8 protein-coding genes are annotated in these 17544 nt (G+C 57.7%); all 8 read right to left on the bottom strand.

What is annotated here, in order from left to right; all coding sequences use genetic code 11:
* Window positions 1-9 precede the first annotated feature (9 nt).
* The 8 genes from Pan181_RS21515 to Pan181_RS21480 all read right to left on the bottom strand — a co-directional run bounded on the left by Pan181_RS21515 (window position 10) and on the right by Pan181_RS21480 (window position 17543).
* A complete protein-coding gene (locus Pan181_RS21515) occupies window positions 10-8028 on the bottom strand; it encodes a hypothetical protein (RefSeq protein ID WP_145249973.1) in 8019 nt (2672 codons plus the stop codon).
* Between the two features lie 155 nt (window positions 8029-8183).
* Window positions 8184-9446, bottom strand: coding sequence for a type IV pilus modification PilV family protein (locus Pan181_RS21510; RefSeq protein WP_197528573.1), 1263 nt, complete (start codon window positions 9444-9446; stop codon window positions 8184-8186).
* A 121-nt stretch (window positions 9447-9567) separates the two neighbouring features.
* Window positions 9568-10959, bottom strand: coding sequence for a pilus assembly FimT family protein (locus tag Pan181_RS21505; protein WP_145249970.1), 1392 nt, complete (start codon window positions 10957-10959; stop codon window positions 9568-9570).
* 1 nt (window position 10960) lies between these two features.
* On the bottom strand, window positions 10961-12136 hold the full coding sequence (locus Pan181_RS26685) for a type II secretion system protein (protein WP_145249967.1): 1176 nt from the start codon (window positions 12134-12136) through the stop codon (window positions 10961-10963).
* Window positions 12133-13131, bottom strand: a complete 999-nt coding sequence (locus Pan181_RS21495) for a type II secretion system protein (protein ID WP_145249964.1) — start codon at window positions 13129-13131, stop codon at window positions 12133-12135. Before Pan181_RS21495 ends, Pan181_RS26685 begins: the two co-directional genes overlap by 4 nt.
* 66 nt (window positions 13132-13197) lie before the next feature.
* The gene (locus Pan181_RS21490) at window positions 13198-14526 is read right to left on the bottom strand and encodes a type II secretion system F family protein (protein WP_145249961.1); all 1329 of its coding nucleotides are present in this window, start codon (window positions 14524-14526) and stop codon (window positions 13198-13200) included.
* A 108-nt stretch (window positions 14527-14634) separates the two neighbouring features.
* Window positions 14635-16353 carry a GspE/PulE family protein gene (locus tag Pan181_RS21485; RefSeq protein ID WP_145249958.1) on the bottom strand — a complete coding sequence of 573 codons (1719 nt, stop codon included), beginning with the start codon at window positions 16351-16353 and terminating at the stop codon, window positions 14635-14637.
* Window positions 16354-16439: 86 nt separating this feature from the next.
* The gene (locus tag Pan181_RS21480; RefSeq protein WP_145249955.1) at window positions 16440-17543 is read right to left on the bottom strand and encodes a type IV pilus twitching motility protein PilT; all 1104 of its coding nucleotides are present in this window, start codon (window positions 17541-17543) and stop codon (window positions 16440-16442) included.
* Window position 17544: the final 1 nt, after the last annotated feature.

The following is a 17544-nucleotide window of genomic DNA, read 5'->3' as shown; positions in this document are numbered from 1 at the left end:
GTGCACTCGCTAGTCAATCCTCCGCCGCAATAGGATGGCTTTCTCTACGTTCACGTCCTCGCCTGGCTTGAAGGCCACGGGGCGAGTGCGATCGATGATGTAGAACCCACGATGCCGCTCGAGATCGCCGGTATCGCTGCCAAGTTCTTTGCCGAGTTGGTATCCCTGCGGATAGACCTTCTTGTACAAAGCTTGGGCGCGATCGAGGTTGCCACCGGCCTGGTTCATAAACTGCTCCTGGACGTTATCCTGGTCTTCATTCCAGTTCGGGGCCGGCAGTACTTCGAAGTACCCCACGGTGACCCACACTGCGAACACTCCGCTGCGGTTGGTCGTCAGGTTGTCCAAACGCGTTAGCGGCATCGTGTGCATCGCGCTGTTGCGTTTGGCGTCGATCGCCGGCGTGGAGCAAAGCTCACTAAACAACGGGACCGGCGGCGAATCGGCACCACCTTCGCCAGGAATGGCCTCGCGAGTTTCGTTGAATAGGCCGTTGCCGTTCTCGTCGATCGCGGCATTTCCCCAGCCCAGATCGGTACCTGGCCGAATGGGATGCGAACGCAGCATCGAAACCTCAACTCCACCGTCTACCATGTTCGGCACCGGCACCAGGTCGCCCGCGTCGCTGGAGCGGAACGGGTTCTTGAAGAACGTGGGGAACTGCGGGTTCATGACCAGTTCCGATCGATCGGGACCCGTGAGCGTGGTACCAATGACGGGAAGAGGGTCGGGATACCCTCGGCGACTAAGCACCACATCGCGCCAGGCGGGGCCAAAGTGACCGTAGGCCAACAGGTTGCCATTCACAACCGCGTCGCCATCGCGAACGCGATGCATGAGCCCGTCGAATACATCCGACCACATCTCGGTAGAGGTGGTATTAGCTGCCCTCCTTGGGCCACCACCTGAACTCCCTTGAGTCACCACCGTTTCACGTTGCGAAACAATGGTGTTCAAGTTCACCTTGCCTGGTTCCCGGTAGTCAGGCACGCGGTTGAAAGGTGCCATCAATCTAGCACGAGGATCGCGAGGATCGTCGGCACTTAACATCGAAGCGACATTAAGCCTCACCGGCGAAGCGATGTTAAACGAAATCGGATCGAGCATCGTATCGGTCCCGACGAATCGCGAAGGAGTATGCACGTAGTCGAGGATGCGATGGAAGTTCGGCGCCCCAATTGGCACGGGGTTACCACTCGAGTCGCTTTGAACCATCGCGGGAACTGCAGACGACAAGGTGAAGTTGAGTAAATGACCGAAGTTCGCCACCATTGTATCGTAACGCAACTTGTTGGCATCCTCGACTAAACCGCTGCTGCTCATATCTAGTGAACTGAGGTCTTCCACGTAAGCGTTGATGCCACGATTAGAAATCGTCGAGAACTTGCGGAGCATCTCTGCGTTGCTCCAGGCAGGCACCTGCAGCAATTCGCTTTCGCTCACGAACGGACGGTTGTTCCAATTCAACCAGGGATACGTCGAGGCAATCTGGCTATCAGGGCGCGGAGCCCCAGCGGCCGCGCCGGCCAGACCAGCGGTATTGTCTAAGTCGGTAGGATCGCGGGCCTCGGCGAGCGTGGTTGCCTCGGGTTGCAGATAGATGTCTCCCGCAGCCTGGTTAGGCATGCCTAACGAATGCTGGAAGAAGTAATCCATGTGGTTCTTGGTAATCAGGTGGTCTTCGCGAACCGCTTCGGCCATGGTGCCGCGTCTGGCTCGCGACATCGCGAGGCGTAACTTCGAGGGGAAGCCCCCAAGGTTTTCCGGAGCCATGAAGAAGTCCTGCTTCCAGATCGCCCGTTGAGGCTGCTGGAAGGCAGCGTTGGTGGCCCCCAACGATTGACGCGAAATACCCATTCGCTCGGCCGACTCGAAGCGAGTCTCGTTGCCAGGTGCGTTAACCTTCACGCTGCTTGTGCCATTGAAAATGGTCAGGTCAACCGACGCCGAATCGACCGTCAGGTACGGATTCACCGGGAGCGAAGGATCGTGCCCGGAGTACTCGGGACGAGTGGGGTCCGAGGGACTGATCTTGGTATAAGCGGCGTTGTAGCCAGGCTCCGGGTTCCAAGGCATGGTCGGATCGGCCAGGCGTTGCAGGTGCAGCACGCGGAATCGTCGTACCGAACGAGGTTGCTCCCACGCATTGTTGAACTCCGGTCCGACATCGAACGGGGTATCGAAGTGCACCGAGTTACCACTGCTATCGGCAAACGCACCTTCGCCTTCGGCCGCATCGGGACGCCATTGCTGGTTCGTATCGCCCGAGTCGGCTTCGAGCTGGGCCAGCTCACGAGTTCGCACTCCATAGCCATAGGCGGGCTCGGAGATATTCATGTCTTCCACCGGTACAACCACTGCCGGAGCGACCACGTTGGCGGTTGGCTCGAGCGTGGTATTGTTCACTCGCCCAGTGACGTTGGCCGTGGACGAACCGGTACCGCTATTGGCCAGATACATCAATTCGCCACCGCGGGCAGTCTCGACGTTGCCTTCGGAGAACAAGCCACCGTTGGCACCGACCAACCACTGCTGCTGATAGGGATTACCCGAGGGATGCATCTCGAAGCGTCGGGTGCTATCGATTGCTCCCTTGTGCGTGAGATCGTCGGTCTTGGTAACATCGGTACCCGCGGTGTTCGGGGTGCGGCGACCGATAGTATTCACAAACCGCAAGCGACCGTCGTCGGTGGTTTCGAGGTTGTCGTAGACCGTGCCGGCCGAACCAATCACCGCGTAGCGACCAGGCATTACCGGAGCGATGGCCACATCGGGTCGGCTATTCTGCAACTTATTGTTGGCCACAAACCGGAAAGGTAGCGACACAAGATCAGGCATGCCGCCTAACTGTCGCCCCAGGCGAATGTAGTTAAACGGAATCCGCACCCGAAGGTCCGAGTAGTACTGCTTCAACTGGGTTCCGTAACCGATGTCGCTATAGGTACGAGCGGTCGGGTTGAAGCGACGCAAATTCGTATCGGCACCGGTCACAGGATCGCGGGTTCGCGCCCAGAAGGGGGTATTGTTCGAGGTGAAATAGAACTCCCGCTCGATGTAAGGGTATGGCTTCGAGAAAAGCTGCCGATCGAAATCGGACGATTGATTCTGCGGATCGTCCGCAGTCACATTGTCGCTGGCAGTCTTCATCTGTTGCCATTGCGACATTGGCCACCGCACGCGGGGAGTCCCGTTTTGCGAGATCGGCGAGATGTAAAACATCTCGTCCCAGTCGAGGTTCATCGGATCCATGCTCGGCACCTGGTCGGTGGTGTTGCCGGCCGCCTGCATGGCTTTCCAGAAGTCGTTCAACGGCTCAGGCTGCCCCGCATTGCTAGAACGCAAGTCGCCGCTATGGGAGCGTTGATCGTCGCGTGTGGTAAGCGAGGTATCCAGGCCTTCGTAGGGATCTTGCCCCGCTGGCCGTGTATCCAGCGAGTTGTAGCCGGGGTGCTCTTCGACCACGATCAATCGCCAGACGGGCGAACGCTGCACTTTGCCCGAAATTGGATCGTAGCGCCCCACGTTCGACAAACGATTGAGCAATACTCCTTCGATGCGAGTTTCGGGAGTACCATCGCCATCGACGTCGGCCCAATGGTAGGTGTCGTCGTTATCTAACGTGTTATCCCCGTTCTGATCGAAGTCACGAATAAACTCGTTGTTGTTCTCTTGCGGATGCTGCGTAAATCCATGGCGATAGAGTTCTACCGGCTTCGGGGCGTCGCCCGACCAGGGATTGTAGATTTCGACGTACAACGAGCCCCGCGGTTCGAGCCGTTGGTCGGGGTCGTCGTCTTGAGGTTTATTCTGGTCGTTCTGACCGTTGGTCGTGGTGTTGTCGCCTTTGCTGGCGGAGGTCGACAAGTCTTCCACGCGTGTATCGTGGAAAGCAAACGACTCGCTGATCAGTAGCTCGGGACGCTCGGCACCCCATACCACGTTGCGAGTGGCCAGGTCGTCCTGCAACTGATTGCCACCGGTTCCGTAAGTCGGCACCGGATTCGAGATAACTCTCAAGCCGTTGGTGCCCATGTAGTTTCCGTCGCCATCGATGTCGGCCGCCCACTCCACGATTTGAACGTGGTTTTCGTTGGTGGTCGCGTCGCCATCGAGCGGAATCAAGACATCGTCAGAGATGTCAGCCGGCGTTCCGTTGTCGTTCACGGGGCCCCAGCCATCCCATGGGACCTCGTCGTACTCAAACGGAGTGTTTATGGAATCGGAGTCGCGGAAGTCGACACAGTTCACCGCCCACTGAGCAACCTGCCGGCAAGTGTAGCGACGTTGGGCTTCGATCTGAGCCGCGTTCGCGTCCATGCCCGTCGCCCGCAGTTGGTAGGCCTTTACGCGCAGGTAAGCCCGCACCGAAGGATCGTACGGGTCGTACGGAGCCAGGTAATCTTCGTCCATCAAAATCAGCATCATCACGTACAAGTGGCGCGCGTAGAGCTGGCGAGCCAAGTGGGCATCGTCGCGAAGCACTCCGCCGGCGGGCGTTGTTGCGCGTCCGGAGACGTCGATGCCCATCGTGTGATCGACGTTTGCCGGTCGACCAGAACTCGATTCGAGCTGAGCTGCCCAGAGGTTGTCTACGAGGGGTTCACCTATGCCGTCGCCGTCGAAGTCGACATAGTCGCTTTCAGTTGCAGGATTCCACTCTCCATCATTGTTGTAATCAGCATAAAAGCGACCATCGCCATCCAAGTCGATAAATGGCTCTCCTCTAGTCCAAATACCATCGCCATTCACGTCGTACCAAGGTTCGCCGGCTTCCAGAGGTTCGTCGACCACACCGTTGCCATTGTTATCCTGGCCATCGCCGAACGGACGATTGATGTCCATCTTGTAACCAGCCAGCACCTCGGGTGGGAGCAATTGCTTGGTGATATCGTTCAGGATGGTAATCGCCAGAGGATTTTTCCAGTTGTAAGGTCGCGTTGCCCCGTCGACCAGGAACTTACGCGCCCGGTAGCGTTGAATGCGATACCACAACACGTCGACCAGTCGAGCTTCGGCGACACTCTTCCCCGTGAGCGACGCAAAGTCGTCGGACCAACCGCTGAGGAAGCGAGGATCGTTGGGGTCTACCTGACACCACCCAATTTCGCCAAGACCGGTACTGGGATTGAACGGAACCACATCGTCGATCGCCTGACCATCGCCATCGGAGTCGGCCTGATCGTCGTCGACCCCCGCGTTACCAGGAGCCCCATCGGGGCCAAGTTCCGAGATGTAGCTCGGCACCACGTCGGCCGGCACCGGCACTTCGTAGCTTTCGGTCGTCACCTGACGGCTATTGATGGCGGTCAGCTTCTGGGCGATCGCCATTTCTTCGGCCGTAGGAGTCGAGGGGTTCGCAGCGACGGTCAGCACGTACTTGTTAGGATCGAACGCTTCGACGATGTCGTACAGTCGGCTCGGCGCGGTGCCGGTTTCGGGATCGTACGAGCGAAGAATCCGCTCCATTTCGGCTGGAGCGAACAGCGCGTCGTCGTTAATCGGGGTTGCAGAACCCAAGATCGCCGACTCATACGTGGTGCCACGGCGGCCTTCCGGCGAGGTGTTTGTTTCGTAAGGACTGTCATCCACAAGCGTGGGCAACAGTTGTTGCAGGAACGTGCCACCGCCGTCGTAAACGGGTTCGTAAACTGGTTGCCCCATGTAATCGACTGCGGTCGAGTAACGACCACGTAGGTCGGGCGAGGTCGCAAACGCCGAAGGCATGGTATATGGCAGCAATGCTGGGAGGCCGGTGCTGACATATAGGTTCTGCGCACGCTGACGATCGACCACGGGGTAGCCGAGGAAGTCGAATGGCAACTGTGGTTCGCGGTTCCCTTCGGTCACGCCAGAGGTGGTGATGTCGAAGGTCATGCCTGGCTTGATATTCTGCGCTGCGTCGGCAGCATTCATTCCTGTAGCGACCATCACTTGATTGATCGAACCGTTGCGGCCCCAAGTCGCATCCGACCGAGCATCGCTAGCGAACCGGCCAAACAGCAAGCTGGCGTAGTCGTCGGTCATGGGATCGCCAAAGCTCGGAGTGTAACCACTGCGGTACGGCTTCTTGAGCGATGTGAGAATCGATCGCAGCGAAATATCAGCAGGCCCCCACCCCATGCCAACCGGCATCAGGTTCGAAGTCCACACTGGTGTAGCGACACCGAGCGATGCCTGATCGCCACCGGCAAGGTTCCCCTTCACATTGCGAGTGACTGCAAGCATGGGATCGAAATTCGTGGCCGCGAAGTGATCGGCCGAGCCATGAACGTTCATGTTCAAGCGATTGTCGAGATCGACCACCAGGAACGCGTAGAGCGGTTTGAACAACCGGCCATCTTCGGTTTCTTTCACCGGGTCACCGAGGTCGACCCAAATGCTGTCGGCAATGCCATCGTTGTCGTTATCGACGTCCCAGGGACCGGTGAGTTCCCAGAAAGCAGTATTGGACTGAGGATTTGTGCCATCGAAACTGGGGTGATCCTCCCGAATGGGACGCATGGAGATGCGCCGCTTGATACCGACCAGCAAGTCGCGGACATCCACCGACAGCCCCGGATCGTCGCCCGTATCATTCGTAGAACCTTCTCGAATCGCGTCCAATCCATAGGGATGGGCAATCGCGGAGGCGATATCGCTCGGCGAAGTACCTCTGCCAGAAGTCCACGATGAGTTCAGCAGGCGCGTGTACCAGTAGTTCATCAGCGCGGGGCGATGGAACGACGGGATGACCGTGTTCTCGTGATTCCAACGAACCGTGGAGCCATTGTTGACAAACACGTTGAGCGCGGTTGCCGAATCGAGAATCGGACTGTCCTCTGGAGTCGTATTCAGGTAACTGGCCATCGCCCGCGGCGTGAGCGGCATGTAGGCCAGGAAGGCGTTTTGATAGTCGACCGCGTCGTACGACTCGTCGCTACCACCTGGCCCATCTGGAGTAAGGTACAAATCTTGCCCGGAGTTTGCATTGCCAAACGGCACAAAGCCACTGGACCCATCAAAATGGCCCAGCAGCGACACGCCGGAACTGGGATCGAACTGGTCGCGACCCATGGGGTGGTACTGGAAGTTTGGCATCAGCGCAAGTTGCTGAAAATCAATCGGCGAGCCATTGTTGTCGAGCAGGGTTTCTACGGCTCCCAGGCGGGCGGTGCCGCGGGCGGCCAGACGGTCGTAGCCAGCACCGGTTCCGTTATGAGGGCGACCATTCACCATGAACGCATGGCCCTGCAGCGAGCCAGCATCGGCCACCAAGTCGGCAATCTCCACATCCCGATTCGTACCCGCAGCCATCACCGAACCGTCGCTCCGCGGGAACATCATCACTCGCATCCGGTAGACCGGCAGGATGCCGCCAACCACGGCGCGCACGTTTTGATTCATGCCGACGTACTCGTAATCCACGATCCGCGCCGACTGGCCCGCGGCCGGCCCGGTGAGCATGGTAAAGATACAGCCAGCGTAGTAGTCCTTGCGGGTCGACAGCGAATAGTCGACCGGCTGTCCCCAAGCGTTTCTCTCGAGACTGATGACGTTGCCGGCTTCGAGCATACCGTTGACGTTGGGATTGTCGAACACAAAGATGTCGATCAACTGCCCGCTAGTCGGGCCTAGTTCGTTGCCGGTTGTTGCCGCTGCGTATTTGGCAATCGGGCTGAACGGATCGGTGGGATCATAATTCGAGGGAACAAACACCCGTCCGGTAAAACCATCGGAACCATACACGTCGCGCAGCAAGCTATGGTAGCGAATCGAGGAGTTGGGGTTGTTCGTATCGCGCAACACCTGTAGCATCGCCCGCTCAAGCAGGTCGGTGGGGTTGTTCTCGGTGCGGTTCAGCTTCGCAGACACCTTACTGCCAGTCGCGGCAAAGCGGCTGCTAATCAAGAACGCGGTACCTAGCACCATAAACAGGGCCAGAACACTAAGCACCACCATCAACAACACGCCTCGACGTTCGCGGCGACGAGTCCGCAACCACAAACGCTGGCGACGAGCTTCTAATTGTCGTTGTTGTAAGAGAGACATACTTGCTTGTTCCGTTCCGTGATTCCCCAGAATCGCGACTTGCCAACGCGAGCGGGAAAAAGGTTATCTGATCGGTATCGTTGTTATCTGAAGCAATGGCTGCCGTGGAGACGGGTGCTATAGCGGCACCAATCGCCAACCACAGCTGGCTTGGGTTATCGTTGGTATTCGCCTAGCGATTCAATCCGCATGGTCTTGGTGTGCACCGCGACAGCCCCCGGGAACAAGCCGACGCGAATCTCCGCGCCAGCAGCCCACGGCCAATCGGGTCCTCGCAAACCGACGAGTCGTTGCCGATTGGAATCGGTAAATCCATTGCCAGTCGGCGTGTCATCAACGGCCAACACCTTATACCACTGCGTAAAGAACAATGGCTCAGCAGGTGTACTTGAGGGATGTGGACCACTGACCATGATCCACTGCCCTGCTTTCAGTTCGGCAAAAGGCTCGGTGGTCTGTGCGGCATCCGACCGAAGTTGAGTGAGCAGCAGTTCGCCGCCACCGGTGCCGGTCGAAACAACTCGCCCGGCCACCAGACGCTCGGATAGCTGCAGGCTACCCAGTGCTCGTTTGTAAAACACGACCACCGAAACATCGTAATAGTAAGCCGAGGGGTTCAAGGCCAGCGCTTCACGGGCATCGCTCTGCGTGGGGGCCACCATGGCAATCCAGGAGTAATTCCCCTTCGATTCGCGAGCCAGTGGTGCTTCGGAGCCGCTGTTGGTGTCGATGATACCGTCGCCGTTGAAGTCGCCTAGCATGCGTTGCACGGTGGCTCCATCCTCGTCGCTGGGCACAAAGTTCATGTCGTCGCCGCTTTTAAACATACGGCTGGCAGCGGCTTCGTTCGGCACCCCGTTAATGGCGGTCGACAGCGAACTGCAACGCCTAACCGGCCAGAGATCTTCGAATACTTTCCAACGATCTCTGTCGCCAGCACCACCGGCAATACTGACTGGATCGGAAACGTCGGCCGCGTAGGGAGCCATCAACAAGCCATTCGTATTAAGCCCATCACGGATGCCGGCCGCGGTGCCGAGGGGATCGATCACGTACACAAATCCCTGATCGCGGTTTAGGTTTCGCTGATAAACACTCTCATTCGACCGATCGGCAGTCGCCATCCAGTTGCGCATCGAGTTGCCCATCGACCAGCTGGTTTCTCCGTTATAGTAGCTCCAGTTCTCGGGACTCAGCTGCCCCTTGGCTACCAGCTCGGCAAACGCCGCCTGGGCGATGGCTGCCCCGTTGTCGGCGATATCGGCCTTGAGCATGTAGTAACTACCGACCGGAAACATGGCCGCCGCGCCTAACAGCCCGATCGACAAGATGGCCATCGAGATGAGCACCTCGGCCAAGGTCACACCCGCACGGCTCGGCCGCGGGTGGAGCATCGAAGTAGAATAAGTTTGAATCATCGTTCTATCTCGTTTCTCAGTTTGCCCCTGAGAATGTGTACGTTCGAGAAACCGTGGCCGAGTAGCTTTGCGAGCTTCTCTTGGTTTGCCTTGCCGGGGTTTCCGTCTGTTGGTTAAGCGTTTAGCTACCGCCCGAGCGATTCATTTCGCGAGCGAATTCTTGTGCGGCTTGAATCTGAATCATACGTTGATCGAGATCATCGGTATCACCATCACGGTCCGCGTCGTAGTACGTCAACGTCTTCGTATTCACAAAGGCATTTTCCGTGGTCACCACACTACCAGTCTGAGCGCCGACCACAATCCAACGACTCTCGGTGTTCAGCCAGTTAAGCTTCGCTTTTTCGAGTTCAATCTCGGTCTCGGTGCCTGTGGTCAGGTTCAATCCCGTCGCGGCGGGAATCAACTCCCGACGCCCCACCAGCAACGCGACATTGTTTGTGGGTCGAGTGAGCACCGAGAGGGGAAGTGTATCGTTCGCTTTCACCACACGCTTTTGCTGTACTCGTTCAATGCTCCCTTCGGGATTGAACATCACATAAATCGGAGTGTCGTCTGGCGTTTCGTTGATAAGTGCATCGCGTTCGTTTCCATTGCTCACATGGAAAGGCAGCCCACCCAAGATTCCAGAGGCTTCCAGATCGATCGCGATGCCGTTGGGCAACTGATAAGGGGCCTGCGCGGTGGGGGTTGGCTGGCGAAGAATCTTGTATTTCACCGGCTCCGACCAGTAAGGGGGGGCGTTGCCACCGGCCATGAAACCACCGGCCATGAAATAAGCCGACGAAATCGGAGCACCATTACTATCGCTAACCGGATTCAGCAGTTGACCGGTGTTGTTGATGACCTGAGCAATCAGCACTTGTCGATCGGTGGTATTTCCGGCGTTACCCATTAAGTACCCGCTAATAGGATCAACAGCACCAACTTGCGTTCCAACAATCCGGAATCGAGAGCCAAGTACCTCAACCACATCGCCAACACGCAACACTCCCTGCGGCACAAGGTCGGCATCCCACCCATTGGGCAAGCTATCGTTGTTCGCGATGCCCTTCGTAACAAAGTCGAGATACACGTTCGCGTTGTTGGCATCGGGCGTTAATGCGACCCGCATCCGCGAGTTCTCGTCGAATCCGGTATAGGGAGCAGGTTGCTCGACATGTACCACCTCGATGCAGACGCCACGATCGTTTGCATTGTTGGTTTCGCTCGACAGACGTTTCAGGGCGATGCCCGAAGGACGGCCGGTGCGAATAGCCTGGGCTTGCACCATGGCGATAAACGTATTCAAGCTCCGCGAGGTTTCGCGGATGCGGCGCTCGGTCGTGCTCGGCGTGAGCACCGGCAAGGCGGCTGCGGTCAGGGTCGCGAGAATCACAATCACCACCAGCAGTTCGACCAGGGTCAAACCAGCAGCTGCGCGACCTCGGCGACCGTGCGTAGCAGGCGCAGCGGATGCACCGGCCACGATGGCCTTGCCTGCAACGTTTGCCTTTCGCATATCCAGTTTCATACTAGTCGCCTGAGATGTTGTGGTTGGTAATGTTATCGGCCCCGCCGTACGGGTCGACTTCGTTGCCCGCCTCGTTCATCGGCGACCCCAGGAAGAAGTCACCTGCCGAGGAAGTCACCGTCTCAAACGGACTTAGGTGAGCGGTACTCACGTAGGTTCCAGCTGACGGAGTTGCATCGGGCCAAATTGTGGTATCGCGAGCGGAGTACAGGTTGTACTGCTCGTCGGGGCCAGCCGAGAAAATCAGCGGCACCACGCGAAACGCTCGCGGTTCGACGCGGAACGCATCCATCGGATCGTGATCGGCGGCCGCGGCGTTTAGCCAGGTCGCGGCGGTTGGGTCGCCCAAATCGCGTGCGTTAAGCTGGCGATCCGAATCGTAACCGACTGGCCAGCGGATAAAGCTAATCGGGTTGCCCCAGCCATCGACAAACTCCTTGGCACCATCGCCATCGGTATCGCCGATGCTCTTCTCACTGAACAGCGAGCGGGCTTCGCCGTCGGCCGTGGCGATCATCACCATCATGTACAAGCATTCGGCCCCTTGGTTCTGCTTAATCAGTTCTTTCGAAACGCCTGCATTGAGCATGCTGAAATACTGCCGGCGGTAGGCTTCGACAATCGGAGTCGCTCCACCAAAAGCGGGCGGCACCGAGGGTGGATCGAGATACTGCGGCGAGTTCAAGTTGCTCGCGCCATTCACTGCATCCACCGAGTTCAGCAGCACGTCGCTCCAGCGGTCGGGCATTTCCATCAGCATCAGCTCGCGAATCGCGTACAAACGCATCTCGGCCATCGCGAGCCCGCGCTGCTGAGACGTGATGTTTCGGCGGCGGACCTGGTCGTCGAGCTGGGATTGAATCGCTCTACTGACCGGCGCGCGGCGATCGCGGTAGCTGTCGTATTGTTGCGATACCAACGTGTGCAACCGAGTGACGAGCGCCTTGGTTCGGGCCTCACGAGCACTCTCGCCCGCCCGAGCGGCCACGCCGAGCAACAAGGTTGCCAGGATACCGATGATCACGATGGTGACTAGCAATTCCACCAGCGTAAACGCCGCCCGTCCTACCGAGGAACCATGGAAGGAGGAAGACGGAAGGCTGGCGCGCACCGCTGTGGTTAAGCGTTGAGGCTCCCATGGCTGCTTCCGGGTTTTCTCATCCAACTTCCAACTCATGGTTGCGAATCCTCAAGGGTTCGTTGCGTGGAGAAGTTTGTAATGGTGTCGGCCAATTCGCCGGTCCAAGGACCCTCCGGGTACAGCAACACGCTGTCAGCACTCGCAGAGCCATTGGTCCAGTCCACCGCAACGTTGGTTGCCAGGTTGCCCCAGGCATCGTCGAGGCCAGCCGAGAGGATTTGGCACTTCCCTTCGTTCGCAAGTTGCAGATTAGCTACGGTTCGCGCGGCCGCGTTGAGCTTGAGCGTCTTAATCGGGGCGACCCCACCAAAGGCAGGTTCGTAGGTTGGCCGTCGCGAGGCATCAAAGTACGCGTAAGGCATCGATAGATTGCGGGGCAAATACACCCACAGGTTGATGCGCCGCGTATCACCAGTGCGAGGATCAGGATAGGTAATGTACCTCCCACTGAACTGGTTATTGCCGTCCAGGGGGCCCAACTGCTGTTGATTGAAATCAAAACCAGTGCGCGCGGCGAAGTCTTCTCCTTCGTTAGACAGGAACGAAGGGCCGCTGGGACCACTCAAGGGATACTTCGGATCGTTGCTGAATCCACCTAACCAGAACACAATCGCTTCCTGCGGAGTGATGCCGACCTCAACACCACCACTATTGTTCATCTGGTATTGACCACTGCTTACCCCAGTGGCAAGCACCTGAATCAGCGTGGCGTTCTCACGGTTCGAGCTAAACGCCTTATTCAGATGGCGGGAAAGCTCGGCCGTTGCGTTTGCAGCAGGCTGGTTCGAGAGGTTGGGGGGATACGAACCGCCCGAAGTAGTGTTGGTATAATCGTCAAACCCTTGGGCCAATTGGGTGCAGTCCGTTTGGACGGCTGCTTCGCGGGCGGCTCGCAGCGCGGACACGACCGCGACGGTGAGCAGGGCGGCCAGGGTGCCGATAATGGCGATCACCACCAGTAGCTCCACCAGCGTAAAGCCAGGCCGAGTCGCTTGGCGTGTTTCGCTTGTTAACGTCTGTTGCATGTTCATCACGTTGTTCCTACGTGAGTAGTGAATGTTAAATGTTGGACCAATGGCGTCGGCTAGCGACTTGCACTAACCGCTCAAGCCTTCAATGAGCTTCACCAGCGGAATGAACAGGGCGATCACGATAAAGCCGACCATACCACCGAGAATCAAAATGAGCAGCGGTTCCATGAGCTTGGTCAAGCTGTCGGTAAGTACCGCGACTTCTTCGTCGTACACGTCGGCCACTTTATAAAGCATTGTGTCGAGTTCACCTGTCTCTTCGCCGACGTCGACCATGTTCACCACGATGTCGTCGACGATGCGCTGCTTGTATTTCAGCAGGTAAATTAGCGCCCCGATCACTGGAAGCGAGGTCACCCAAAAGAACAGGGCGACCGGATGGAAGCCCGGCGTGCTGTTCTCCTTCATTGGCTTGGCAATCGATTCACCTTCGCGAATCGCTTCGCTAATACGGGTATACATCCGCTCGAACACTGCATTGCCGGCCGTGTCGCGAGTGATGTTCAACGCTTCGAGAATCGGCACACCGCTGGCCACCAGGGTGCCAAGCGTACGGGCGGTACGAGCTAGCGTGTTCTTCTCGAACAACTGCCCAAAGATCGGCACCTTGATGATGTACTGATCCCAGCCCATGCGGCCTGCTTTGAACTTGCGCACCAGCATGACGAACAGCCAGATACTGGTGGGAATCAACGGAATTAGGAACCAGAACTGCATGGTCATGTCCGACATCCAGACCAATAGCTCGGTCATGTAGGGAAGTTCCAGGTCGAACTCGGTGAAAATCTTACGGAACTCCGGCACGATCTTGATCATGATGAACGTCAAGATCAGCACCGCGATACCTACCACGAACACCGGGTACATCATGGCACCGCGGACTTTTCGTTTGAGCGATTCGGCCCGTTCCTGGAAGTCGGCCAGACGTTGGAGAATGAGTTCCAACGCACCACCCGCTTCGCCCGCTTTAATCATGTTGACGTACAAGCGATTGAAGCACTTGGGGCTCTTCGACATCGCTTCGGAAAGCGTCGCACCCGCCTCGATTTCGTCGCAGGTGTCCTCGAGCGAGTATTTCAACCGCCCTGGCTTGGCCTGCGTCGCGAGAATGCGGAGCGACCGCAGAATCGGCAAGCCGGCGTCCTGCAGAATCGACAGCTGACGCGTGAACGAAGTGAGTTCTTTGCTGCTCACGCCGCCGAACACGAAGCCGCGCTTCTTCTTCGCGGCGGTGCCGGTTTCTTCCTTCTTGCGGCTCTTCTTGACGGAAATCTTCGTCACGAAGTAGCCCATCTGGCGGATGGTAGCCTGCGCTTCTTCCTCGGTGGTCGCTTCGATCACGTCCTTGATCTCGGCGCCGGTGGCGTCCATCGCTTCAAACTGGAATGTAGGCATGGTGAAGTTTCCTTCGGAAACGCGGTCGGCAGTTAGTTGTGGGGTGCGATCAGTGCACCGAGTCTCTTAGGTGTTTTGTAAAACGGGTGCCGCTTGGGCCCCCTGCGATTACGCTTCCATAATGGTTTCGCGAATCACTTCTTCCGGCGTGGTGATTCCTTCGAGCGCGGCATTCATGCCGGCCGTGCGAAGGGTAACCATGCCATGCTTTTCGGCTGCTCGACGCAGCTCTTCGGTCTGACAGTTTTCCATGATCAGGTCGCGAAGGTCGTTGTTCATGATCATCAGCTCGAACAAACCAACGCGGCCCTTGTAGCCGGTGTTGTTGCAAACTTCGCAACCGCTACCTCGGTAGAACTTGTGCCCCTTCATCTCTTCGGCGGTGATCTCGAGGTCGTCGAGCACCTCCTGAGGGGGATGGTATTCTTCGCGGCAGTTCTTGCAGACCCGACGCACCAACCGCTGGGCGAGGATCGCCTCGACCGTGGCGGTGATCAAGAAGGTCGGCACCCCCATGTCTTTCAGGCGGGTAATCGTGCTCGGCGCGTCGTTCGTGTGCAACGTGCTGAACACCAAGTGGCCCGTGAGCGACGCCTGCACCGCGATTTCGGCGGTCTCGAGGTCGCGAATCTCGCCGACCAGCACCTTGTCGGGATCCTGCCGCAAGATCGCTCGCAAGCAGGCGGCAAACGTGTTGCCAATCGAGGCATCGATCGGCACCTGTACGATGCCGTCCATGTCGTATTCCACCGGGTCTTCGGTGGTAATCAGTTTGTCTTCAACGCTATTAAGCTCGTTGAGGGCCGAATACAACGTAGTGGTCTTGCCCGAACCAGTTGGTCCAGTCACGAGCACGATGCCATTGGGCTTCTTGATGACTTGGCGAAATACCTTCATGGTATCGTCGTTCATGCCGACTTTGGCCAAGTCGAGCGACACGACCGAGCGGTCGAGCACCCGCATAACCACACTTTCGCCAAACATGGTCGGCAGCACGCTCACCCGCAGGTCGACCGGGTGACCACCAACGGTCAGCTCGATACGACCGTCCTGCGGCAACCGCCGTTCGGCGATATCGAGGTTGGCCATCACTTTAATACGCGTAGTAATGGCGAACGCCAGGTGACGAGGCGGCGGTACCATTTCGTACAGCACGCCGTCGGCCTTGATGCGAATGCGGAACTCGTCTTCAAACGGTTCGAAGTGCAAGTCGCTCGCGTGATCCTTAATCGCCAGCAGCAACACCATGTTGAGCAGCTTACGCACCGGAGCACTGTCGGCCAGTGCTTCGACGCTTGTCAGGTCGATCGGCCCATCCGAACTTACTTCGGCCGCTGCGCGGGCGAGTTCTTCGTCCGACTCCAGGTCGCTCACCAGGCTCTCGACGCTTTCGGTATTCTCACCGTAATAACGTTCGAGGGCCGCGTTCATGCTACTGGGAGTCGTGACCGCAACGCGAATGTTGTAGCCCAGGAAGGTTCGCAGTTCGTCCTGCACCGCCAGATTCTGAGGATCCGACATCGCAACGGTCAGGGTGCTGCCATCGAACTCGGTCGGCACAATGCGATACATATTGGCCATTGGTTCGGTGACCATGGCCAACACATCTTTCTCGATGGTTAGATCCGCAACGGTCACCACCCGCAAACCCATTTGTTCGCCGAGGGCCATCGCTACCTGGTCTTCATTGACCAAGCCCATATCCATCGCAACACGGCCGAACAATTGACCGGGCTGCTGCTTTTGTTCGTCGATCAGCAGTTCAAGCTGCTCGTCGGACAAGTAGCCCATGTCGACCAGAATCTGTCCAATACGCCGCATTGCCATGGTAGTAAGGGGGAGTTAGAGGTACTGACTTAGTTGTTCGTTAATCGGTGTGTCGCGAGCCGCAGATGCTTCAAGTGCACCTGCTACTAATTCTCATCCTTCTCATCGTCATCAAATATTCCGCGTTCCGCCGCAGCAAAGCGAGCGGCCAGTTCGTCGGCCACGTTGCACTTGGCCAAGGCATCTTCTTTGCTCACAAGCCCTTCGCGCCAGAGCTGGAAGATATGGTCGTCCAGCAGTTTCATGCCAAACTTGGCACCGGTTTGAATCTGGGAGGTAATACGGAAGATTTTGTTTTCGCGAATCAGGTTGGCGATAGCGGACGTGACCACCAGCACCTCGTGAGCGGCCACACGGCCACCGCCGACCTTCTTCAAGAGTTGTTGCGACAAGATGCCGATCACGCTCGAAGCTAACTGGGTACGAATCTGATCCTGCTGATTATTGGGAAACACGTCGATAATACGGTTGATCGTGCCCGCCGCACTCGAGGTGTGCAGCGTGCCGAACACTACGTGACCGGTTTCGGCCGCGGTAATGGCGGCTTCGATCGTTTCCAAGTCGCGAAGCTCACCCACCAGGATCACGTCGGGGTCCTGACGCAACGCACGACGAATCGCCTCAGCGAAGCTCGTCACGTCGACCCCAACTTCACGCTGGTTCACGGTCGACTTCTTGTGATTGTGCTGGAACTCGATCGGGTCTTCGATGGTGATAATATGGTGGTCGACGTTCTCATTGATGTAGTCGACCATGGCCGCGAGCGAGGTACTCTTACCCGAACCCGTCGGCCCGGTAACCAGCACCAAACCACGCGGTCGCATGATGATCTTCTTGAACACCTCGGGGAGCTTCAGCTCATCCATGGTCCACAATTCGACCGGAATCTGCCGAAGCACGAGGGCCACTTTACCGCGCTGACGAAACACCGAAACACGGAACCGAGCCTGGTCGCCAAAGGCAAAACCAAAGTCAGTACTACCGGTCTCCTGAAACTCCTGCTGGCAGCGATCCGGCGTGATGCTCTTCATCAGGCCCATCGTGTCTTCAGGTTCGAGCACCTTGGTCTTGAGCTTCTGCATCCGGCCATGCAACCGCAACACCGGAGGTTGGCCCACCGTGATATGCAAGTCGCTCGCGCCCTGCTTGATAGCAGCCGAGAGCAGTTTGTCGATAAGAATAGTGCCCATG

It is taken from the genome of Aeoliella mucimassa (genome assembly GCF_007748035.1).
GTDB classification, from domain to species: domain Bacteria; phylum Planctomycetota; class Planctomycetia; order Pirellulales; family Lacipirellulaceae; genus Aeoliella; species Aeoliella mucimassa.
The sequence above is the reverse complement of the archived record's forward strand: the minus strand, read 5'-3'. Positions and strand labels throughout refer to the sequence as shown.